The following is a 19675-nucleotide window of genomic DNA, read 5'->3' as shown; positions in this document are numbered from 1 at the left end:
AGCCAGCGAGGCCAATCTGTCATTATTACTTCAGACCAAACCTGAGGAATCAAAAATGGATAAATACTTTGACCGTAGCGGAATGGCAATCGATAACGCTAAGATTAAGTGTATTGATTCAGTAAAAGGCACCGGGGAATATATTTACCGTGTTACTTGCAATAAATGCAATGGACGTGGCGAACGCAATCACTTTTATAAGAGCCGCTGTATTGCCTGTAATGCCACTGGCTATAGCCTGGTCACTACCCGTACCTGTTACACCCTGACTGCACTGTATCGCATATACCCAGAAGCTGCTCGCAAGATCTCAGCCGCTCAGGCAGCAGAGCGTCAACGTGCTGTTCAATCAAAGACTTCCGCGTTCAACCTCTGGTGTCAGAACCACCAAGAACTGGTGGACGCCATCACGCAGCAAGACGGCGAGAACAGTTTTTTGAACAGCCTGAAGTCGACGTTATCACGCAAATTTCCATTAAGTGATAAACAACTGACGGTCGCAGCCAGAATCCTCGGGATGTAATAAATTAGATTCAGGCTTTTTTAATTCTTATTTATTTAAACTCATTTCGTTACGGAGGAAAATATGATCCATTCATTTAAAGACAGGCGATTGGAAAAGTTTTTCCGTAATGGAAAATCCACGGCAGGCATTCCTGCTGAACTGATTAATGCGATTTCATGCAGACTGGAAACGTTAAATAATGTTAAAAACGAACGCGAATTGTTATCTGGTAGTTTGCGGTACGAACGCTTAAGAATGACCGCAAACCGGTATTCTTCCATTCGAGTTAATTCAAAATATCGGCTATTCTTTGAGTGGAACGATGGCGTACATAACGTCCACCTGTCGGCGCATGATTATAAATCGCTCATCCATTAAGGTAAAAAATGAAACTTTTCGGTATTTCATCCCGGGATTCAGGCATGGATGCGATGTTTTATATTCAGGCCAGCACAAAACAACAGGCAAGCTTCATATTTGACTTCCTCGCCACCCGGCTGTATGCGCATTGCCAGCTTATTGAACCTCTGAATGAAACCATCATTCCCTCCTTAAGTCGGACGACGCTTTCATTACAGCCCTGGTCCCAGAACTCCCAGACCCGGACGAGTGAGATGCAGATGGTTACGCACGGTCTGACACTCTCCGGGGCAGTGATGGTGGAGCACTCCCGCCAGATCGTCGACTTCTGCGATAACCTGGGTCTTCGCCTTGATGCTCCCACCGGAAAACCCGGTTGGACAGAACTGATCAATGCCGACTGCGAACAACTCAATTCCCCGCGTCTATACCCCGTCCTGATCCAACCGGGCACTGAAGGACAGTTTCAGATTTATGTTCCAGCTCCGGCTGTCATTGACGCCGATACGGTCATTGCCAGTGTGATCGACGAGTGTTTTAGCGATGTTACCTCGTACTGCTTGGCCGGTACGCCGTTTCCAATGACGGAGAAACCAGTGATCCGCATGGAGGCACACCTTAGTGACGCACATACCCGGGTTTTTGAGCTGACATTCATCAGCTATAACCTGGCGCTCTCTGCCACGGTCTATGACAAAAACCTGCGCCAGGTACTGATGTTATGTGAAGACTTTGGCGTCACTCTTCAGGGGCGAGCCGGTGCATCCTGTCATGCCTATATGCGTAACGAGTACCGACGTCTTGCTCATGTCGGCGTCTACTCACGCTCCGGGGCTGAAAATGATGTTCGCGCCTACAGCTCAGATAAAGAGGAAACCCTGATCCGCCAGTTGATGACTCAGGCGACAGCGGGGAGCGCGTTGATTCCGGCGCGGCACGGAAAGCAATTTAACGGCGTGCTGATGAATGCCAACCCGTCATCAGCCACCACTGGCTTTATCTACCTGTCACCGGAATTCCCGCAAGGGCAGTTTATGATGACGGCGGAAGTTGTGAAATCCAGTTGCACGCCACGGGGGATCAGCTACATCGAAACGGTGGACGGATACCGTTTTATTGTGACGGCATATGACACGAAGGCGATGCATTCCCTGACCGAATTTCTTGCTGTTAACGAGGACTATTTTACCCCTTATCGCTGGGAGTAGCGCCATCGTGCCGGACGACTAAGGAGGGCATCCGGGAAAGGCGATTTTACGCTAGGTGCGGGGCATTGAATCTGCGGTAAAACAGACCGGTTCTATTTTAATACCCGATCACCGTAGCCAGCTGCTGCCCAGGTAGGATGTAAGAGCAGACCGGTATAAACGATACGGGATCAAGGCAGGGCAACCGGGAAAAGTAACTTTTCAGCCAGACCATGCCTTCACAGGAATTGGCGTAATTCTCCGGCGGGGCATTATCAGTTTTTTTTAATAAACTGTCCGGGCAATGGATGCCCGGTAATTCAGCGCCCTGCCAATTTGCACATTAAATACCCTGATTAATAATAATTAAAATAGGCCGAGTCAGTTTAAATAATTAATATTCATTCCATATGAAAGAAACTTCAATGAATGAAAAAATCACTTCTTACTTATTAGCCAGAGAGCCGACTTTGGTAAAATATCCCTACAGCAACCCAACTGACGGTCGAGGTTAATAGTATGGAATCCGAACAGCTCATTACTAAAATTACTCAGACACTGAAACGCCCCGACGGCTCTGAAGTACGTATTGTGGTGGAGCAGGCATTCGGCAGTGGCCTCACGCCTTCGCTGGGTGTATATGTCCTGCGTCGCCCGACCATTGCCGACAACTGGCAGTTGTGCAAAACCGCACCGCACAAGGACTGGCGCACTATGTCGGTGGATGAATACCAGAAACACGGGCGTTCGGAAATGCTTCGGTACGTCTCCATCGGCGAAATCCTTCGCCTGAGCGCCGCGATCGGCAAACCAATGAGCTACGTTGATACCTGTCCGGGTTTACAGGGCTGATGCTGTTTTTTACACGTAGCAGAACTGACAAATTTAAAAATTGAAGGCGGAGAAAAATGATGATTAACGAACAGGGCATCGCTGTAAATACCCCGGACTTAAGCCGACTGTATATTATCTCAGGCCGCATGATGTTTGATGATGAGGAAGAGGTGATGCTGGTCGAAGCGGACTCCTGCGGTGAAGCTGAAGCGGCATTCCAGCAACATATCGACGAAGGTGTAGCGCACTTGGATCAGGTGCTTGTTATTTCGTCTGCGTCCCTACAATCACTGTTACCAGACAGGCTCATTGCTTCCTCCCTGACACATACCGTATAACCAAATCTTTCCCGTCTAATAAATTCCGCCCTTGTGGCGGTTTTTTGTTTTCCCGTATATTTATTTTACACCGTATCCAGAATAAAAGTTGGATTATTAAATATGGCGCTGTCTGCTCTATAAAAATTTCGAACATATTTCATTATTGGTTATTAGGTGCAGGTATCTGTTTTGATATTATCTATTCACAGACAGTAATCACATTTAATTAAATAAGGAGTTATGCAATGGCGAACAATTACACTCAGGCATCCTTCACAATTCTCTGTTCACAGGAACAGGCACAGATGGCACTGGACGCGATTGCGTATGTTACAGACACGGATGTGGCGGAAGGTGAACACTTGCTGTCTAAACCGGTTTCAGAGTGTTCCCTCACTGAATTGCTTGTCCTGGGTATTATTCAGAACCACCCGGAGTGCGATCCGTTTGAGCCGACTTTTGGTCAGTCGGAGTCACCAGAAGACAATTACGAGCTGGAACTCAAAGCGGAAATCACCGGTAAAGGCCTGGCAATCTGCCATGATGAAAGCATTAACCTCGACCACGCTATCGCGGTAACAACTGCCGTGTTGTCGGTGTTTAACCTGCCTGAGATGGTCACAATCAATGCCGCTTTCGTCTGCGACCGACCACGCGAAAACGAGTTCGGCGGTGCGACTATTGTGGTGACTAAAGATACACACCACTACGAAGAAGGCTTTAATTTTTCTCGCCTGATGAACGAAGCTCATGATGCCGGTGTTCAGTATGCGTTGGTGAAAGTGAACCAGTACAACCACGAATACACATACACTCAATGCTATCTGATGAGCTGCAAAAAATCAGAATCGGCTTATGACGTTGCACGCCACCGCCTGGCCTCTGACGAGAGCACGCCCGACAATCCTGGTGAGGATGGAGTTATCATTCTCAGCGAAGAAGACAATACCAGCATGGCGCTTCACAGCGTCACTGAATTGATGCCCGTCGTGTACGAAAGCCTGAGCAAATTACTGCCTTCACTTGACGAATTGTGCCCCGTGACTGCCTGATAATCCCTGATTGCCACCGGAACAGCCGGTGGCATGGAGAGCTGAAAATGACCAATAAAATCCTGATTTTGTCCGCTAGCTGCATCAATGAATTTGCGAGTGATGTCCCGCAAAGCGTCTTCTTTTCCATTGATACGTCGCTGGCTAAGCGTATCCGTGAACTGGCGGCATACGTGAAAGAAAATGATTTGTACGCCGCCGAGTTTTTCTTCTATGACTGCCACTGGTCCGAAACATTGGAAGAGGACATTGAGGTTCTCATGTCGCAGGCTGCGTTTATTGAAAGTGACAGCAGCGGACAGGAAACGATGCTCCGGGACGTAATGCCCTCCTGCCGCACGGAAACAACTTCCATCCGGGTCATGAAAGAATCATTTCATCTGACGGCTGTACCCCGTCATTGCGGCGATGACATGATGCTCAATACGCCCCTAATTCCGTTGGCAGAGCTGGAATCAAATGCGACGGTTTTAATTACCCAGCAGTATTCGTGAGAGCGTGGAGAACATAATATATTTATTGCCGCGTAATTTTATTTGTTCAGTGTTATTTAATTAAATTGGCATGATTTCAATTTAACTATTTTTAGCTTCACATATTGCGCTGAAGATATTAAATGGATTTAATAAATATCGCGACAATACAGCGAAAGCCAATTCAGGAAATAATATGTATATCGAAATGAAAGAAACATTCCTTGAATTACCCTCAGAAATTCAATTTTCTGAGGCGGCTAACGCTGCCATTCTGACGCAGGATAAATGGGGCGATGTCTGGCAGACACTGAAGACCGATGCGGATCTGAATTATACTGATGCCGGTGAGCCGGTCAGTCTCGCTTCGCGCGTGACGACGGCAACCAGTGCCATTTATCATGCGATTACCGAAGGCTGGACCATGTGCGTCGGCTACAGCGGCGGGAAAGACTCTCACTCGCTACTGCACTTGTTCCTTATGGCCTTGATCCGTGCAGTACGAAACGGGTCGAACGTCAGCCAGCACCACTTCATTCAGATGTCTGACACCCTGATTGAAAACCCTGAGATGCATCATCAGGCCACGCAGGTTCTCAGCCAGCTCAGAGCCTTTATTGCCGAACAAGAACTGCCTTTGACCGTCCTTGTGGCCCGCCCGTCCATGACCCAGAGCTGGGTCGGACGCATTCTGACCGGGCGTGGACTTCCAACCTGGACAAATTCTTCTACGCGTCAATGCGCTACAGATCTAAAGCGTTCTCCACTGCGCCAGGCCAAAGCCCGTTATCTGAAAAATGCACCTGCTTCTGTCCGCAACAAAGTGTGCCTGATGCTGGGTTCCCGCGATGATGAGAGCGCCCGTCGGGCAGACAACATCCTAAGAATGGGCGGGCAGGCGGACAGCGTCTCGCTCACGGAGCACGGCGGCGAACTGTACCCGGTGAAAGAGTGGCGGGCACAGGATATCTGGTCATTTCTGATGGCCTGTGGTTCTCTGGCGCGATTTCCGCTGCCAAGCTTTTTGCCGGACAACTTCAGCCTCGCCACGCTTTACAAAGACGCGACCGGGGAATGTATCTGGACGCCGGAGAAATCCACTGTCCGGTCTTCTGCCTGCGGCGCTCGCTATGGATGCTCGCTATGCTGCGCCGTCGGCATTGATCACTCGATGGAAACCTTACTCCGCACTGACCCTGAGAAGTACGGCTACCAGGCTGGTCTCAACCGCCTTCAGCGTTTCCTGACCAAAATTCAGTACGACTGGAGCCTTCGGGATTATATCGGACGCAAAGTGTTTGAGGGCGGGTATGTGCGTCTTCAGCCCAATGTGTTCTCGTCGTCCCTGACCGAAAGACTGTTCCATATCTGTTGCAGCCTCGATTACGTGGAGGCTCAGCGGGCCGCAGCGGTGCATGAAAAGTTACTTTCAGGCGAGATCGAAGATACCGCGCATAACCGCCGCATGTCGGAGCCGCAGTTTCGACTGGTGCAGGAGGCTAACGTGCTGCATATCGACTTTCTCTGGTCACTGCATTGCTTTAACCCGCGCCCATTTCGTGCCATTGAACTTTACCGCCAGGTGTGGGAAGGGGGGGCACTGGATCTTCTCGACGATGAGCCAGCTATGCAACCAGTACCCCGCACGCCGATGCCAGCACCACGCTGGATGAAGTTGCCGGAAGGCCGTATCGGGACGTCATTTGACGGGCTGTCCGATCCGTCATCCGAAATAGCCTATTTTGACGGTCGGGAGGATGAGCGAGCTTCCCGCAGTCTGATGAGTAGCGGGGAAGGCCTGAACATCGTTGCATTCGAAGAAGAGGATGAGCTGACGGTCGATGAAGACACGGCATCCTGGATTATCTGGCATGAATATGACGGATTACGCCAGCGTGTGTCTGACGGTGAGTTTACCCCTGTGGCGGCGGCACAGTACCTGCTTAGATACGGCGCCGTCCGAATTTCGCGCGGGAAAGGTGCGGTGTACCATCGACTCGCTCAACGCGGGCAGGCCTATTCACGTCTTGGCATTAACGACCAGACGTCGCTGCCGTCTCTGCTCGCCAGCCGCCGTTTCAAGATCCTGGCCGACAGCGATTATCGCTTGCTCGTAGCCCGCAAACTGCGGGGGCAGCGGCAGAAACTGCGCTTCTGGTGCTGTGTTGCGGCCTGTGTGGCACTGCACACCTACAACAAAACCCCTCTGGGGGGGTGGATAACGACGCAACTGGAGACAGAACAACAGCTACATCTGGCCCGGACGGGAGACGAACTGAAGGCAAGGACTCTTGACGCTGTCCTGACCCTCTGTAACCTGCGGATTTCGTCACAGCAACCGGAAGAACGTCTGTATTACCGGGCCGTAAGAAAACGCTTTCTGGAGACATTAGCCGGGTGTATTTCGCCGGAGCGCGAAGGAACCTTACGGGAAGTCATCTGGGAGCTGCGGATGTTATCCGGCCCTCAGTCTTCGAAAAAGACGGGGTTCCGGCATGTGGATGAATGCCGGGAGAGGACGGCGGCGTTGTTAAGGCCTCTGTTGAAACGCATGGTCCGCCTGCTGGCGTGAGCCCACCAGCAAAATCAGACATACGTGCAAAAAACGTGAAAATAGCCCCGTTAACGGAAAAAGCGCCGAATGGTGTGTGTTGTAATGAGCGCAGGTGCGGAATTCGTTAAAGGGACTGTTTTGAAAAGTAACTTTTACATCAGACTAATAATAACCATTTTTTTATAAGTAAGGACTGATATATGACCGATATTAAGGAGAAACAAAATCACTTTAGTAAATTAAAGTGTATTGCAATTTCCTGGCATTTTAATAAACCTACTGGGAAGGAGCACCTTCTTTTATTTGTTGCCATTGTGGCATGGATTTTCCCAGGACTGGTGTTTTTCAAACATTCTCTATGGGGCGGACTCCTGTTCTTTTTTTTTGTTGCAGGTAGTTATGCATTCCTGGCTTTTCCTCATTTTACTCATCGGAAGAAAATCTGGAAGGAAAGGCTTGACCAGTCGCTGAAAGAGTATCAGCCGCTTGATCTGCAAGCCTGGGCGTATTTTAAGGACCGCGTTAGAGAGGAAGGCATGACTTATAAAGCCTGTGAGTCGTGGATGAGTACTGAGGCTAGTGCATTATATAAAAGCCCCAAACAAGAATGGTCATTTCTCGACAGCACTTCGGTTGGAGAAAATGATAAGTCACAACCCGATTAACAGATTCACTAATTATTGAAAACGAACATTTAAATTTAATCAAAAACCGCCCTGATCACAGGGCTAATTATTCAGAGGATTGCACTATGCCTATTCAAGAAAAAACCACCGTTTTCGTTTTTAATGCCTGTCATGCTGACAAGGCTGCTGCTGCCAGCGCCAATGCACTGCACAGCCTGGAAGTTGAATACCCAATGACCCTGAATGATTTGTCATTGCTGTGTGAGTCCGTCGCTAAAGCGTTGGATGTACCCGGCGGAGTGAAATATGAAATTACGACTGAGCCGGTAGTGGATGGGGAATACGATTAATTTTGGGGGAGAACACCACTTTATCAGGTAGGGGGGCAGTTGCCCGTTCCCGTAAAACTACCGACAGTTTCGGTATGCCTGGCTGATAAAGAGGGATAGGCCTCTCAATGTGTGAACCATGTGTGAAAGGAGACAGCACAGTGAAGACACATGGAATGCTTTTTAATGATGAAATGGTCCGGGCAATTCTGGCAGATCAGAAAACACAGACGCGGCGGATTATAAAGCCTCAATATAGTTCGGATGAATGGTCTATAAGGCCTGCGCAAACACCGCGACATCGCGGGCACACGCATGACTGGTGGCTTCCAACAGGGACCCAGCCATACTCGGCGCTTCGGCCTTGTCCGTACGGCGTAGTTGGCGACCGCATTACGGTCCGTGAGGCGTTTTCATTGCTCGGGAATGAAGATGCGTGCGCGGTGGACTGGAATGACAACATCGTGATGGACAGGACTGAAGCAGCCCGCATTTACCGGGCGAGCTGCGAACAGCGGTCGGGGGATTATGGGCTGTGGTCGATCCCTGATGAGGCCGACTGGAAGCCTCGTACCGAAAATATGAAGTTCGAAGGTGCGTGGACACCTTCAATCCATATGCCTCGCTGGGCCAGCCGTATTGCACTGGAAATTACCGATTTGCGGGTAGAGCGGTTAAATACCATCAGCGAGGAAGATGCCAAAGCTGAAGGCGCACCAACAGAATGTTGTGTTCTTGGCGATAAGCACTTTCTTGGCTTCCGCAGCCTCTGGAAAAACACGTACGGCGAGGACAGTTGGCAGGCCAACCCGTGGGTCTGGGTCGTCAACTTTAAGCGTATTACCGGGGAGGTCGTATGAATAATGAGATGAGTTCGCTGGGTACGCAAAAGGCCGAGGGCCCTTTTGTCCTCCTGACGTTGGTCGGAGAGGGTTTTATCTTCGACGAGCGGCATGAAATCGTCAGAATTAATGGAAGACCAAAGCAGATTGGGGTAAAGCGGAATTACTTTGAATCTGATCTGGGAGAAGGTAAAGCGAAATACTGGACACTGGATATTAATGAGGCCCATGTATTTCCCACTCTGGATGCCGCGACCGAACAGCTATGCAAATTAAGCCGACCACACCTGATTAAAATTCGAAAACTAATTCAGGAAAATAAATAAAAAATCGTCTTAATATGGTTGGGAGGTCCGGTGAAAGTTCTAAATAACAAAGGCGCAGTAATCGAATTACCCAATTTTTCAGAACTCCTCCCGAAGGTTGAATCTGATGATGGGCGATTTTCAAAACCAAAAAATAAAATATCCAAAGAGCAACGAGCCGAACTGCGTTTGAAATTTGGCGGTCGGTGTGCCTACTGCGGCTGTCCTTTGCCGGAAAAAGGCTGGCATGCCGATCATGTTGAACCGGTGAGGCGGGATTTTGAAATGGTCAGAGCCCCCGCTGGAAGTCGAGTGACACACCGGGCTCGAAGTACCGGTAAGGTCATGCACCCTGAACTGCATGCAATCGAAAATCTTTTTCCGGCTTGCGCCCCCTGCAATCTCTTTAAAGGTGCATTAAGTGTTAAAGGCATGAGGAAAGAAATAAGCCGCCAGGTAGAACGCGCCAGGGCATACAGCGTCAACTTCAGAACCGCAGAGCGATTTGGGTTAATTGAAGTCACGGAAAAGCCGGTTGTCTTCTGGTTCGAAATACATCAGGCGACGGCACAATAATTGAAGGCTTAATAAACGAGGAGAATACCGATGTTTTTGCACCTTGTACCAAAAATCCTGCATCCGATGGGAAATCTTTGCACGCTGGATTCCGTAAGCGTCCCGGAACTGTCGCTACGCCTGACTGGTAATGACCTTGTTGCGATGCGCCCTTATCCCAACAAGCAATACCTGGTGGGGATGCTGAAGGGGCGTAGGGCGCTGAATGGATTTTTGGTCAAAAGTCCCCGTGCGTTTGAAGAGTTTACGATGGTGTCCGTCTGGAATATCGAAGGATTCGGCAAAATAACGCACACCCTGAAGACTTTTGTCGAAGATACAGATTATGACCTGGTTTCCCATGACGTGCTGCTGGCGCAAGGGAGCTACCGAGCACAAGCGTCTGAACAGTGTCGTGTTCACCCTGTTTATAAAAACATTGCGCCGGTACACATCGAACCGAAGATGGAATCACTGCTGTCGACCGAACCCAATTTCGAGAACGATGTCTGTGAAACCCATTCGTGGGGGATGCTGGTGCGTTCGCGGGATGAGGGGTTTAAGGCAATGACGATGCCTTCCGCACGCCTCCAGGAGTCGGTAGCGCTGCGGGGGGATCGCCAGCCACAATTGGAACAGGCCATCGTTATTACCGGGTGAGCGAAGGTCAGCCTGATGTCGTTGCTCAGGCTGACAGATATCTCAATGGATATATATGACATGACTGAAAAAGAGGTTCGAATGGACGAAGATAAGGTACTGAGTTTCATAAACAGCGGGGACGGCGACGCCGGAGATCTCCTTGATGATGCAATGCCGACTGCCGCACGTCGATTCTACCGACTGACTCAGTCGATGCACACATTGCTGGGGGAAGTCAGAGAGCATTTTCCTGATGCTATGTTTTTTTCCGCTAACGGCAAGGTGAGCCTACTGCTTGGGAGTAGTCATAACAAGCATGACCAGCCAATGCAGGAAATGGTGGCTGTTTCTGCGACGCAACTTCATATCGAAGGTGGTGACTGGTAGGCCTGTCGGTGTAAATCGCGAAAACGCGAAAAATTTTAGAGACGTGTCCTATATGTCGAATACATACTGAAGGTGGATGATTCCTTTCTTCATCCTGAAGGATATTAGTTTAGTAACTCGATTCAGTATAATAAATTTAAACCCCATCCATTCAATTACCTGCAAGGACATGAATATGGATAAGTATCTGGCGCTGGACAGGGCACTCAACGAAATTCTTACCCCAGTTCCTACGCCGTTCTCGACATTATTTGCCGGAGAGATCAAAGCAGAGTGTCACCGGATTGCAGCCGGGGAAAGCAATCCGCAACCGTCGCATATTCTTGATCGCCGTTTGCTGGCGCTGTGTAAAGCAGGTCAAATTAATTATACAACCGGAAAAGGGAGGCTTAAATGAGATGGTGCCATTTTGCCACAAACTTGAGGAAAAACTCATGACAAGCAATCGCTGCCGTGAAATTAAAACGCCACCAGAGCATATTATTGCGGATTACATTCTTCGCTTTATGAAGAACAATAAAGAGGCAAAACTCTACGAAGCCATGAGCCGCCTTGAAAGTAAAATCAAACTCTTTGTAGCTGACGGTCATGATGAACTACACATCCGGGCATTGTTAAATCAGGCCGCACATAGCCATACCAAAGAATCATTGAAACAGGCCTGTGAACGGATTTGTAATTAAATTTTTTGTGTTAAATTCTGTCTGTAGTTGCCTCGCCACAGGCATCCTGACCGACACTCTGCCACCGAAAGAGGGACGCAATTCTAGTGAAATTTATCCTTATGTTTTTCATTTTAGCCATTCTGATCTGGGGTTTTACAGGTCTGACTTTTAAAGATGCCATTCTGTTTACATCCGTCGGCCTGAGCATTTCGGTTGTGGCTTTGTCTGCGCTGCTTGTGGTAGCTCTGACATTTGTCATGGCTGCAATGTATGCGGCTCATGAACTGGGATCGCTTGGTAAAATGATTATCTCTCAGGTCGTTCTGGTTGGATTCTGGAACCTGATTTTTTCTGTTATCCCGGACGGAAAATTAATTTCGTTTTTTGGCGTTAATGTCTGGCAATCTGGTTCATATCTAGTTTACTTCATGACGGTGTTGGTAGCTGTTTTCGCAGCGTATATCGCGCTCCAGAAGCAGCGATAGTTCTTTTCCTGATGTAGTGCATAAGCCTTCCCTTTCGGAAGGCTTTTTTCTGCCTTTAGCGCGGAGTGTTTTTAAACTGAGTCCGGCTGCACTCCATTTAAATTTAATTCAGTCCTATCTAATAAATCGCTTATTTTTTTCATTCTGGGTTATTAGCCAGACGAGACAGTTTGTTATATTTGAATTACATCAACCGAGGGCGAGAAAAATGCAGATTAATAAAGTTATGTCTTTACTTGATATTCTTACCAGCTGGCTCGAAGACAATATTAATATGGAGTCTGACCTGTTTTTCGATAACGATGTAGACAATACCACCTCAGAGTCCCTGTATCCCGCTGTGGAAAAAGCTAACGCTGTATTGAGCAAACTGGCGTCACTGTCGTCAGAGACGATTCAGGCGACGCGTCAGCGTTTGCAGGACGCGGTAGAAGGCAAAGGGGAGGTTTCAACTGCTGACGTCAAAGAGTTGCTACTGGCCACCCGATATCTGATGCTGACTACGGATGGAGAATAAGTTTATGACCACATTAACATTCGAAATTGCTGGGGTAAAAAAGCTCCTCGAAGAACTCCGCTCGGCGGAACGGTTCAATGCAACCATTGAACAGCTTTTTGAACCGTCAAATTACCCCGGCGGTACTCCTCTCAACGAAGAGGGCAAAACAGAAGTGGAAATGAACCAGACGGGGGGAATTTTCTGGCCATCATCCAAACACATTGACCCGGCCCGCCTGACTCCACAGATCCTTCTGGTAAAAGATCATGGCGTCTATCTGATTACCAATGCATCTCTGGATGGAACCCCTGTTTCCCGTGATACGGTTGTCTATGCCCGTGGGATGAATCCGTCTGTTGATGATGAATGGTATGACGAGGCAGAGGAGGCATTGGGCGGCGATGATAGTTCGGTCTCTATCCCGGTGGCGTGGTTTGAACTCGCTCTTAAAAAGAAATTTAATGCTTTTAGTATCAAAGTATCCCCCACAAAAATCACTCTGGTGAATGGATAACCACGGCACAGGCTGGCTATCTCGCTTAAACAGTCCGTCCCTGATCTATTAACAGGGCGGACCTTATTTAACACAGGACACTAAAAATGGTTATTGACGCTGAGAATTCGGAAATGCATCAAGTACGTGATTTTATCGCTGCAAACTGGAGCCTGTTTACTTCGCACATCCGCGAGAAAAGCATGACTGATGAACAGGCCGAAGAGGAAGCTCAACGCATTTTTGTTGTTGTCGGGGGGGGGAAGAGTAAAGGCATTTGCCTCGCTCAGGGATTCAGCCAGGTGCTGGATATGCACGTTATTTTCAGGTCTGTCCGCTAATCTGTCAGCCGGACAGCCCTCGTTATAAAAGGAACATTATGGCAGACACAAAACGTCCCAGCTCCCCGCTTACACAGGCCCAAATCTATGTGCTACGTCGCCTGGCATCCGGAACGACATGCAAGTTTTTTTGACTTTCCCGCGCGGAACCCAATTCACTGATTTGTGCCCTGCATAAGAATAACTTGCCGCCGGACATATCGTCGGTGGAAAAGTTACTTTTCTATATTTCGATTGTGTTCTACAGCATCGTTCTTTTCCTGAGTTCAGGAAGTGACAGGCCATAGGCACCTCGAAAATACTCTCGTCATTGCCTCCCTGATGTGTCTTTTTTCTTGTCAAAATAGGCCCGTTACCGAAAAAAAATTGGCATCTGATATGGTGTAATGCTGGTGTCATTTCACCCCAGAAGGATAGCTCCTGATGAAATTGTTCTACAGCAAACCTGTTCGCTTTATCGTCATTATCTGCGTATTTCTCCTCGGCGTTGATAACCTGAGCGATATGTTCGTCGATATCTCCCGACCAGTATTCTACGGCGGTCTCGCTGCACTCCTGGCCGCTGCCGTCGTTATTGCCCGCGTTGATTACAACAAGAACGCGGAAAAAAAGGCCAGCCAGGTCCAGTAACCTTTATTCAGCCACCTTACGGTGGCTTCTTTTTTATTAACAAGGACTGACTCATGCATAACCTTGAAATCTCTACCATAGCCATTTTCAGTGCCCAGTATAAAAATATCGAAGAGGCCGAGAACGCCGGGGCCTTATATTCCGTCGATATCGAATATCCGATGACTCTGAATGACCTGTCGCTGCTGTGTGAATCTGTAGCAAAAGCCGTTGGCGTCCCTAATGGGGTGAAGTACCAGTTTGTCACCCAGCCGCAACCGGAAGAAAGTGATTATTAACGCGTATAGCGCCTGACTGAACAGGAGAGGAATAATGGGCCATGTCGATTATACCCGGACACTCCGGGTCCAGCTTTACGATGCCAGCCGCTTTCATGATGGTGCGACGGCGGAACAGGCTGGTGAACTGCACACCGTCGCATTCAGTAAACCCGCGATTGCCGATGATATTCAGAAAATTGTCGATACCACTGCCGAGGTGCTCGGTAAACGGTACAGCGTTAACGTATTCTCGAACTGAGCGCCAGTGAAGGAGGTATTCAGAAAACCTCCTTCTTTCTATATTTTATATCAAAAACCGTCAAATTTAATTCCGCCGCCAGCCATGTTCGGCAAGCTTAAAATAAATTCATTCTATTTTCCGGGTGCCATTTTTAGTTATTAGAGTAATTTCCAAAATATTTCGAGTCGGGTTGTTTGGGGCAAAGTCCGTATTGATATAATAAGCTCACATACCTGGAAGGAGTTTTTTATGAATAAGCCTCTGGTTAGCTTCGCGGAGTTATCCGGCAATGCTATTAATGTTGCGCGTCAGTCTGTTATCGATATGGAAATGGACGCAACCCGGGAAAAGATTGGAAAGGCTCGTTCGTTATTCCACTCAGGTATTCATCGTGCCGTGAATGGCTATCCGCTGATTCAGTCTGCGGCTAACCAGCTGGCTGTCATTAAGCGACTCCTTGGCGACACGAAGTACCTCGATGCCTGTATTACCGAGAATCTTTGTATGTTCTCGCCAGAGGGTTATCTGTACCTGTTTATGCAACGCCGCTTCATTAATGAACCCGTGGCCTGATGGACGGGACCTGAACATTATTCCATTTAAAAGGTGACATTATGAAACCATTCGGACTTGCCGGAAAACCCCAGCCTGAGCCCTGCGGCTGTTGCTGGTACCACCCGGAAGATTGTCGCTACGCTGCCGCGAAGACGCTATATCGCCGCAGCCAGCGTAAGGCTGAGCGCCAGCGTCAGCGTGCGTCTATTACCCGCGCCCTGGCCGAATAACGCCAGCCGTAAAGACTGCTCATGGCGGATACCTCACCCTGTTATCTGGCGGCAGTATCCGCTGTGAGTGCTTATGCTAACCTACGTCTCCACGTCGTTTAATGATGTATCCCGATATTACCGGAGTAAAGATGAAACTCAGTCAGCTGGAGGTGGGGATGACCGTCTGGTCACTCTCCCGGACCAAAATGGGAAACACCACCATTAAGACGGTGACTCTTCATTCTGTCGTCATCAAGGAAGTACACGATAATCACGTGATTGCCAGCTGGAATGGCAATGCACCGCGTCGTTTCGGGGAAACGGCTATCACTGGTTGGAAAAAGGAAAAGCCACTGCTGATCCGCGACCGTTCCGGAAGTGCCCGACTGGCGACGCGGGAAGAAAAGGCACGAATTCTGGATACAAAATAGCGCCCGCCCATCGTATCGGTCTGCTGTTCTGGCCGTTTCCTCCCCACAGAACCGGAGGGAACCAAAGCCGCTTACTGCATCCCACCTTCTTGCTGTCATTTCCCTCTTTTTTTAACCGTTTTTTTCCAGCCTTTAACCGACAAAACCACTCCTGCTCACCTGGTATGATCAGCTTGCGTCTTACCATTATTTTTCAGAGAGAGGAGAGGGTACATGAATCAAACAGAAACGGGCCCGTCCGGATTTACCGAAACAACGGTCGATGAAGAACGCATAGCCATCAGGGTAATGATTGGTGATGTGGTCGGCCGCTACCGTAAGCAGGTGCCGCCTGATCGCGTCCAGAAAGCTACTTTTGAAGTGAACGGCGGGCTGCTCATGGCGCTGTTACTGGCTCTGCTGATGCTGGTCTGTATTATTCAGCGTCTGGCAACTGGCGACCGCCTAATGAGCTTTACCGGAGAGCCTGACGTCCGGGATATTCAGTTTACCCTGATGCTGGTCATCGAGTTCGCACTTGGCATGGTTGTCTGGTTTCTGATTGCAATGGGGGAGTTTTCCCGCCCCTGGCTCTACCGCCTTACTCCGGCAAAACCCGTCTGGCTTTTTGATGAAGTGGAGGATGCAGACCTGGTACTGCTTTCCGGCAATCCCTTTATCAAACGCTGGCTTCACAAGGAAATCTTGAAAATCAGGAGGCTGACGTATACCCGCCTCGATGAGGAACTGGAGAAAATCGCCCATTACCCGGACAGCCTCCGGCACAGTAGTGTTCGTGCTCACCGTTTGTCACTGATCGCTGGTACGAAAACGGACTGATTACAGCCGGAAAGAAGCGGGGGAACAGGCGAGCTGGCGTCGTTGAGTGTTGAGATTCGAATCCGTCTGTTTAATCAGTTATTACGTCAGACACCTGCTGTTACAGCCTGCGAAGCAGCAAAACCTGAAATACTTACTTATTAAATATTTAGGAGAACGATCTGTTCGTTTAAAAGGGGCGGGGTGGTATAATAACCTCGGTGCTGGAGGCTTTTGCCCCAGCCAGCAGATTCACTGTTTGACTGTGGTAAAAAGCAGAAAGCCCCGAGTAATTTTTTCAAATTAACCCGAGGCCCCTGTATGCTAGTCACATTCAGAGTAGCCTCTTACCCGCTTAAATGCAAGGAGAAGAAGGCCATGAAACTGCCGAACCAACCCGTTGTTTTGTGCGTATTGATAGTATGTCTTACGCTGTTGATATTCACCTGGCTTACGCGCAATTCGCTCTGCGAACTGAGGCTAAAAGACGGTACACGGGAAGTGTCGGCTGTGATGGACTACGAATCCGGTAAGTAGCTGAAAGAGGGGGGGCGACCCCCCTCATTTCAGAATGTGGGCCAGCAAGCTAATGGCACCTTTAGAAAAGGGTTTCTCCGGTCGGGGAAACCCTTTTTTCCTTTCTATCGTCGGCTAAACCCTTGTTAGTTTGTACATGCAGGAAATAGCTACCCGCCGCCTTGTCGAATTTCAAGTTTTCTGCTTTTCGACGACACGGCGCAATTTCCGTACCTGGCTGGCCGTGGAGAGAGTACCGGTCCGTGGATGACACGAACTGGCCTTATCATCGGGCTGTAGCTCATAGGACATAGCCAGTGCCGTCAATGCTTCTTCGGCTTCCTGAAGCGATTTAATGGCCGTTTGGCGCATCTCTGTGCGGTGTTCAATCATGGTAATGTTTGTCCTCGTTGCACAGTTCCTTTTAGATGCAAGCTCAACGCCTGCATTAAAATTCATGCCGTCTTTTTTGGCTTCGGTGGCTCGCTGGGAGGCGATATGGTCGGTAATCTGCGGGTGCCTTCGATTACAGCCGTATCATTTGTGGTCTGCCGGGAAAGCTTCATCGGATACTCCTTTGCCCGGAGCCGCCGGGGCGGGGGGGTGTTCACACCTTGTGTTTGCTGCAACGGCATTTTTTCAGGCAACCGGGAAAGTAACTTTTTCGACATATTCCTGCTTTATGTACCCGCTTTTCACACTAAAGTGAAATTTGCCCTCCTTAGCGAGAATTTAAAACGGACGGATCGCGTACTATAACCCCCGGAAAAAAAGTTACTTTTTTTTCGCCTCAGGTTATTAGGAAATGAATCGAACCTGGTATTGTTGTTTTGTAGCGAACAAACACCCTAAACGAAAACTAAAAGGAAGGCACCATGTCCACTGTCGAAAATGATGTAAAAACCGCTAACAACGATATCAGCCTGCGCACCTACCTGGAGCGTACCGGTAACGGCGCACGCAAAAGCAATGGTCTAGTCATTAACCCGGCAGTGGTCGAAGAGGAAGAGGGGTTTAACACCCGTACTGCTGGCATTGGGGAGAGTTACTACTCATTACCTGACGTGGTAGCCCACCTGAACAGCCTGAAAGAGTCCTACAAGATCGATCCTTTAAGCGTACAAGCTATTGTCGTACAGATTCTGAATGGCCGTCCGGTCCTGCGCCAGGGAGCATGCCGTATCCGTGCCGTCGCGATGGCAAACATCGAGCTGGCAGATGAAGGGCGTGAATTGATCACGTTAATTCGATGCGAGGAGTTTCGCGGTAGCCGCGCCAGTGCCGAGCAGTTTACGCTGGACGGTAACTCAAATCTGGCTCTGTCTGTCGTAGCTGAGGCGCTCTCCATCAAACGGATGGTTGAAGACGCGGAAGAACCCAAAACGTTCGCTGAACTGGCGAAGCGTCGCGGTAAAACCGAACAGCACCTGCGTCAGATGGTTCGCGTCCTGGATCTGCCTGAAGCCCTCCAGGCCATGTTGGTGAAGGGTGAAGTGAGTATGTATGTCGCGCTGGATGAATACCTTTACAGCGGCGATGAAGCGGTCAACAACATCACCAAAGCCATTGATGTTTATGGTAAGGCGACGGCCAAAACCCTGAAATTCGTCAAAGCTGGCAACATTGATGCAGCGATGAAGCCGAAAGCAGCCATCGTGCCGGACGCAAATGCGACCCCCCCGGAAACCACCGTGACTGAACAAACGTCCGGCGAAGGTACTAACGATGAGACCACCCCACCGCAGCTGGTGGACGGGAGTGCGGGCACTAACCCGGAGCCGACCCCGGAAAGGACCCCGGCACCGCAGATGAAAGACCCGGTCAAAACGCCAGAGCCTAAAGCTGTGTCGGTCTCCAGCGTACTGAACAAAAAGACCGTGACGACGATTGCGGACACGGCAATCCCGCTGTTTTCGCGTATTGCGGAAGAAGCTAAACAACGGGCCGCTAAGAACCTCAGCGACGATACTTACACTCTGGTGCTGACCAATGACGAGATGAATGCCATTTGTAAAGCTCACGGCGATCTGACGCAGTACCTGCGTAAACATGCTGAAAAGCAGAACAAGGGCCAGGCATGATTTCCTGACTGACCCCGCCACCCGGTAGGGTCGGTTACCACCACTGGTCAAGGAGAAACAGGGCAATGAAGAATACCGCAATCAACATCAGCACGAAGAAACCATTGCAGACAGTTAAGGACCCGGTGACCCGGGTCAGCATTCATTGTACGGCTAAGGATGAGAAGGGCGCAGACGTGGAAGTAAATATTCTCGACCTGGAACAGCACCACACCACCAACGAAATCAAATTGACGTTTGGCGGTTCCCCTTCCCAGGCGCTGACAATGCTCAGCAGAGTGATGGTCGTGCTGCAACAGCAGGCGGCCGAAGAACTGCAACGGAATTCCTGCTCCCGTTTGCAGTGAACACCGAAAGGAGCAATGGCACGACGTTATGGATAGAACATGGATTTATAATTTTAAAGGACTCAGTGCTGGCACTAATTATGTTAAAGCGATTAATCTCTGCGAGTGAATGTGTAGCTACTAGAATTTGTTGGTCTGGCAAAAAACTCC

General features: G+C 49.3%; 32 protein-coding genes. 31 read left to right on the top strand and 1 reads right to left on the bottom strand.

Features of this window, described 5'->3' with window-relative positions:
• The 29 genes from OQV04_RS18695 to OQV04_RS18555 all read left to right on the top strand — a co-directional run.
• Positions 1 to 523, top strand: a 523-nt coding sequence (locus tag OQV04_RS18695) for a hypothetical protein (protein ID WP_332642537.1), incomplete at its 5' end; no start/stop codon positions are given.
• Positions 524 to 586: 63 nt separating this feature from the next.
• Positions 587 to 883 carry a type II toxin-antitoxin system RelE/ParE family toxin gene (locus OQV04_RS18690; protein ID WP_000581856.1) on the top strand — a complete coding sequence of 99 codons (297 nt, stop codon included), beginning with the start codon at positions 587 to 589 and terminating at the stop codon, positions 881 to 883.
• Positions 884 to 927: 44 nt separating this feature from the next.
• Positions 928 to 2073: a flavin reductase gene (locus OQV04_RS18685; protein WP_223417145.1), complete on the top strand. Its 1146-nt coding sequence runs from the start codon at positions 928 to 930 to the stop codon at positions 2071 to 2073.
• Positions 2074 to 2571: 498 nt separating this feature from the next.
• On the top strand, positions 2572 to 2904 hold the full coding sequence (locus OQV04_RS18680) for a hypothetical protein (protein ID WP_000443266.1): 333 nt from the start codon (positions 2572 to 2574) through the stop codon (positions 2902 to 2904).
• Positions 2905 to 2960: 56 nt separating this feature from the next.
• Positions 2961 to 3224 carry a hypothetical protein gene (locus tag OQV04_RS18675; RefSeq protein ID WP_000973213.1) on the top strand — a complete coding sequence of 88 codons (264 nt, stop codon included), beginning with the start codon at positions 2961 to 2963 and terminating at the stop codon, positions 3222 to 3224.
• A 227-nt stretch (positions 3225 to 3451) separates the two neighbouring features.
• Positions 3452 to 4258 (top strand): hypothetical protein, encoded by an 807-nt coding sequence (locus tag OQV04_RS18670; RefSeq protein ID WP_000002926.1) that lies wholly within the window; start codon positions 3452 to 3454, stop codon positions 4256 to 4258.
• A 47-nt stretch (positions 4259 to 4305) separates the two neighbouring features.
• Positions 4306 to 4752, top strand: coding sequence for a hypothetical protein (locus tag OQV04_RS18665; protein WP_000182377.1), 447 nt, complete (start codon positions 4306 to 4308; stop codon positions 4750 to 4752).
• A gap of 175 nt (positions 4753 to 4927) precedes the next feature.
• A complete protein-coding gene (locus tag OQV04_RS18660; RefSeq protein WP_039026427.1) occupies positions 4928 to 7303 on the top strand; it encodes a phosphoadenosine phosphosulfate reductase domain-containing protein in 2376 nt (791 codons plus the stop codon).
• A 182-nt stretch (positions 7304 to 7485) separates the two neighbouring features.
• The gene (locus OQV04_RS18655; protein ID WP_000129671.1) at positions 7486 to 7950 is read left to right on the top strand and encodes a hypothetical protein; all 465 of its coding nucleotides are present in this window, start codon (positions 7486 to 7488) and stop codon (positions 7948 to 7950) included.
• An 86-nt stretch (positions 7951 to 8036) separates the two neighbouring features.
• Positions 8037 to 8261: a hypothetical protein gene (locus OQV04_RS18650; RefSeq protein ID WP_001122308.1), complete on the top strand. Its 225-nt coding sequence runs from the start codon at positions 8037 to 8039 to the stop codon at positions 8259 to 8261.
• Positions 8262 to 8401: 140 nt separating this feature from the next.
• Positions 8402 to 9100 (top strand): hypothetical protein, encoded by a 699-nt coding sequence (locus OQV04_RS18645; RefSeq protein ID WP_001395479.1) that lies wholly within the window; start codon positions 8402 to 8404, stop codon positions 9098 to 9100.
• Complete coding sequence (locus OQV04_RS18640; protein ID WP_001058453.1) at positions 9097 to 9408, top strand: hypothetical protein; 312 nt, start codon at positions 9097 to 9099, stop codon at positions 9406 to 9408. Before OQV04_RS18645 ends, OQV04_RS18640 begins: the two co-directional genes overlap by 4 nt.
• A 30-nt stretch (positions 9409 to 9438) precedes the next feature.
• Positions 9439 to 9963, top strand: a complete 525-nt coding sequence (locus tag OQV04_RS18635; protein ID WP_332642535.1) for an HNH endonuclease — start codon at positions 9439 to 9441, stop codon at positions 9961 to 9963.
• A gap of 30 nt (positions 9964 to 9993) precedes the next feature.
• Complete coding sequence (locus OQV04_RS18630) at positions 9994 to 10602, top strand: DUF6012 family protein (protein ID WP_000478449.1); 609 nt, start codon at positions 9994 to 9996, stop codon at positions 10600 to 10602.
• 60 nt (positions 10603 to 10662) lie between these two features.
• A complete protein-coding gene (locus tag OQV04_RS18625) occupies positions 10663 to 10971 on the top strand; it encodes a hypothetical protein (protein ID WP_223953267.1) in 309 nt (102 codons plus the stop codon).
• A gap of 175 nt (positions 10972 to 11146) precedes the next feature.
• On the top strand, positions 11147 to 11368 hold the full coding sequence (locus OQV04_RS18620; protein WP_039026428.1) for a hypothetical protein: 222 nt from the start codon (positions 11147 to 11149) through the stop codon (positions 11366 to 11368).
• Positions 11369 to 11405: 37 nt separating this feature from the next.
• Positions 11406 to 11654 carry a hypothetical protein gene (locus OQV04_RS18615; RefSeq protein ID WP_000203371.1) on the top strand — a complete coding sequence of 83 codons (249 nt, stop codon included), beginning with the start codon at positions 11406 to 11408 and terminating at the stop codon, positions 11652 to 11654.
• An 86-nt stretch (positions 11655 to 11740) separates the two neighbouring features.
• Positions 11741 to 12121 carry a hypothetical protein gene (locus OQV04_RS18610; RefSeq protein ID WP_000668780.1) on the top strand — a complete coding sequence of 127 codons (381 nt, stop codon included), beginning with the start codon at positions 11741 to 11743 and terminating at the stop codon, positions 12119 to 12121.
• Positions 12122 to 12329: 208 nt separating this feature from the next.
• On the top strand, positions 12330 to 12638 hold the full coding sequence (locus tag OQV04_RS18605; protein WP_001166653.1) for a DUF957 domain-containing protein: 309 nt from the start codon (positions 12330 to 12332) through the stop codon (positions 12636 to 12638).
• A 4-nt stretch (positions 12639 to 12642) separates the two neighbouring features.
• Entirely contained in the window at positions 12643 to 13134 is a 492-nt protein-coding gene (locus OQV04_RS18600; protein WP_000209975.1) for a DUF3085 domain-containing protein, read from the top strand.
• Between the two features lie 113 nt (positions 13135 to 13247).
• A complete protein-coding gene (locus OQV04_RS18595; RefSeq protein WP_005046476.1) occupies positions 13248 to 13454 on the top strand; it encodes a hypothetical protein in 207 nt (68 codons plus the stop codon).
• 423 nt (positions 13455 to 13877) lie between these two features.
• The gene (locus tag OQV04_RS18590) at positions 13878 to 14084 is read left to right on the top strand and encodes a hypothetical protein (protein WP_000765780.1); all 207 of its coding nucleotides are present in this window, start codon (positions 13878 to 13880) and stop codon (positions 14082 to 14084) included.
• A gap of 53 nt (positions 14085 to 14137) precedes the next feature.
• Complete coding sequence (locus OQV04_RS18585; protein WP_000551715.1) at positions 14138 to 14362, top strand: hypothetical protein; 225 nt, start codon at positions 14138 to 14140, stop codon at positions 14360 to 14362.
• A 34-nt stretch (positions 14363 to 14396) separates the two neighbouring features.
• On the top strand, positions 14397 to 14603 hold the full coding sequence (locus OQV04_RS18580) for a hypothetical protein (RefSeq protein ID WP_000510222.1): 207 nt from the start codon (positions 14397 to 14399) through the stop codon (positions 14601 to 14603).
• A 231-nt stretch (positions 14604 to 14834) separates the two neighbouring features.
• Positions 14835 to 15158 carry a hypothetical protein gene (locus OQV04_RS18575; protein ID WP_001039866.1) on the top strand — a complete coding sequence of 108 codons (324 nt, stop codon included), beginning with the start codon at positions 14835 to 14837 and terminating at the stop codon, positions 15156 to 15158.
• A 41-nt stretch (positions 15159 to 15199) separates the two neighbouring features.
• Entirely contained in the window at positions 15200 to 15370 is a 171-nt protein-coding gene (locus OQV04_RS18570; RefSeq protein ID WP_164997028.1) for a hypothetical protein, read from the top strand.
• A 131-nt stretch (positions 15371 to 15501) separates the two neighbouring features.
• Positions 15502 to 15783, top strand: a complete 282-nt coding sequence (locus OQV04_RS18565; RefSeq protein ID WP_000777866.1) for a hypothetical protein — start codon at positions 15502 to 15504, stop codon at positions 15781 to 15783.
• A 213-nt stretch (positions 15784 to 15996) separates the two neighbouring features.
• The gene (locus OQV04_RS18560) at positions 15997 to 16602 is read left to right on the top strand and encodes a hypothetical protein (RefSeq protein ID WP_039026429.1); all 606 of its coding nucleotides are present in this window, start codon (positions 15997 to 15999) and stop codon (positions 16600 to 16602) included.
• A 357-nt stretch (positions 16603 to 16959) separates the two neighbouring features.
• A complete protein-coding gene (locus tag OQV04_RS18555) occupies positions 16960 to 17118 on the top strand; it encodes a type I toxin-antitoxin system Hok family toxin (RefSeq protein WP_001447600.1) in 159 nt (52 codons plus the stop codon).
• Positions 17119 to 17289: 171 nt separating this feature from the next.
• Here OQV04_RS18555 and OQV04_RS18550 read toward each other — a convergent pair whose 3' ends face one another.
• Positions 17290 to 17490: a hypothetical protein gene (locus tag OQV04_RS18550; protein ID WP_000569545.1), complete on the bottom strand. Its 201-nt coding sequence runs from the start codon at positions 17488 to 17490 to the stop codon at positions 17290 to 17292.
• Between the two features lie 482 nt (positions 17491 to 17972).
• Between OQV04_RS18550 and OQV04_RS18545 the strand changes: the two genes are divergently transcribed.
• Entirely contained in the window at positions 17973 to 19178 is a 1206-nt protein-coding gene (locus tag OQV04_RS18545; RefSeq protein ID WP_136655515.1) for a DNA-binding protein, read from the top strand.
• Between the two features lie 65 nt (positions 19179 to 19243).
• Positions 19244 to 19525: a hypothetical protein gene (locus OQV04_RS18540; protein ID WP_000798703.1), complete on the top strand. Its 282-nt coding sequence runs from the start codon at positions 19244 to 19246 to the stop codon at positions 19523 to 19525.
• The last annotated feature ends 150 nt before the right edge of the window (positions 19526 to 19675 follow it).

Origin of the sequence: Escherichia sp. Lx600-2 (assembly GCF_036662595.1) — a bacterium.
Taxonomy (GTDB): domain Bacteria; phylum Pseudomonadota; class Gammaproteobacteria; order Enterobacterales; family Enterobacteriaceae; genus Escherichia; species Escherichia coli.
Note: the sequence above shows the minus strand (reverse complement) of the source record. Positions and strands in the feature narration are given on the sequence as shown.

Coding starts and splice junctions, on each gene's coding strand:
- OQV04_RS18690 (WP_000581856.1), top strand. CDS start 587: ATGATCCATTCATTTAAAGACAGGCGATTGGAAAAGTTTTTCCGTAAT.
- OQV04_RS18685 (WP_223417145.1), top strand. CDS start 928: ATGGATGCGATGTTTTATATTCAGGCCAGCACAAAACAACAGGCAAGC.
- OQV04_RS18680 (WP_000443266.1), top strand. CDS start 2,572: ATGGAATCCGAACAGCTCATTACTAAAATTACTCAGACACTGAAACGC.
- OQV04_RS18675 (WP_000973213.1), top strand. CDS start 2,961: ATGATGATTAACGAACAGGGCATCGCTGTAAATACCCCGGACTTAAGC.
- OQV04_RS18670 (WP_000002926.1), top strand. CDS start 3,452: ATGGCGAACAATTACACTCAGGCATCCTTCACAATTCTCTGTTCACAG.
- OQV04_RS18665 (WP_000182377.1), top strand. CDS start 4,306: ATGACCAATAAAATCCTGATTTTGTCCGCTAGCTGCATCAATGAATTT.
- OQV04_RS18660 (WP_039026427.1), top strand. CDS start 4,928: ATGTATATCGAAATGAAAGAAACATTCCTTGAATTACCCTCAGAAATT.
- OQV04_RS18655 (WP_000129671.1), top strand. CDS start 7,486: ATGACCGATATTAAGGAGAAACAAAATCACTTTAGTAAATTAAAGTGT.
- OQV04_RS18650 (WP_001122308.1), top strand. CDS start 8,037: ATGCCTATTCAAGAAAAAACCACCGTTTTCGTTTTTAATGCCTGTCAT.
- OQV04_RS18640 (WP_001058453.1), top strand. CDS start 9,097: ATGAATAATGAGATGAGTTCGCTGGGTACGCAAAAGGCCGAGGGCCCT.
- OQV04_RS18630 (WP_000478449.1), top strand. CDS start 9,994: ATGTTTTTGCACCTTGTACCAAAAATCCTGCATCCGATGGGAAATCTT.
- OQV04_RS18625 (WP_223953267.1), top strand. CDS start 10,663: ATGACTGAAAAAGAGGTTCGAATGGACGAAGATAAGGTACTGAGTTTC.
- OQV04_RS18620 (WP_039026428.1), top strand. CDS start 11,147: ATGGATAAGTATCTGGCGCTGGACAGGGCACTCAACGAAATTCTTACC.
- OQV04_RS18615 (WP_000203371.1), top strand. CDS start 11,406: ATGACAAGCAATCGCTGCCGTGAAATTAAAACGCCACCAGAGCATATT.
- OQV04_RS18605 (WP_001166653.1), top strand. CDS start 12,330: ATGCAGATTAATAAAGTTATGTCTTTACTTGATATTCTTACCAGCTGG.
- OQV04_RS18600 (WP_000209975.1), top strand. CDS start 12,643: ATGACCACATTAACATTCGAAATTGCTGGGGTAAAAAAGCTCCTCGAA.
- OQV04_RS18595 (WP_005046476.1), top strand. CDS start 13,248: ATGCATCAAGTACGTGATTTTATCGCTGCAAACTGGAGCCTGTTTACT.
- OQV04_RS18590 (WP_000765780.1), top strand. CDS start 13,878: ATGAAATTGTTCTACAGCAAACCTGTTCGCTTTATCGTCATTATCTGC.
- OQV04_RS18585 (WP_000551715.1), top strand. CDS start 14,138: ATGCATAACCTTGAAATCTCTACCATAGCCATTTTCAGTGCCCAGTAT.
- OQV04_RS18580 (WP_000510222.1), top strand. CDS start 14,397: ATGGGCCATGTCGATTATACCCGGACACTCCGGGTCCAGCTTTACGAT.
- OQV04_RS18575 (WP_001039866.1), top strand. CDS start 14,835: ATGAATAAGCCTCTGGTTAGCTTCGCGGAGTTATCCGGCAATGCTATT.
- OQV04_RS18570 (WP_164997028.1), top strand. CDS start 15,200: ATGAAACCATTCGGACTTGCCGGAAAACCCCAGCCTGAGCCCTGCGGC.
- OQV04_RS18565 (WP_000777866.1), top strand. CDS start 15,502: ATGAAACTCAGTCAGCTGGAGGTGGGGATGACCGTCTGGTCACTCTCC.
- OQV04_RS18560 (WP_039026429.1), top strand. CDS start 15,997: ATGAATCAAACAGAAACGGGCCCGTCCGGATTTACCGAAACAACGGTC.
- OQV04_RS18555 (WP_001447600.1), top strand. CDS start 16,960: ATGAAACTGCCGAACCAACCCGTTGTTTTGTGCGTATTGATAGTATGT.
- OQV04_RS18550 (WP_000569545.1), bottom strand. CDS start 17,490: ATGATTGAACACCGCACAGAGATGCGCCAAACGGCCATTAAATCGCTT.
- OQV04_RS18545 (WP_136655515.1), top strand. CDS start 17,973: ATGTCCACTGTCGAAAATGATGTAAAAACCGCTAACAACGATATCAGC.
- OQV04_RS18540 (WP_000798703.1), top strand. CDS start 19,244: ATGAAGAATACCGCAATCAACATCAGCACGAAGAAACCATTGCAGACA.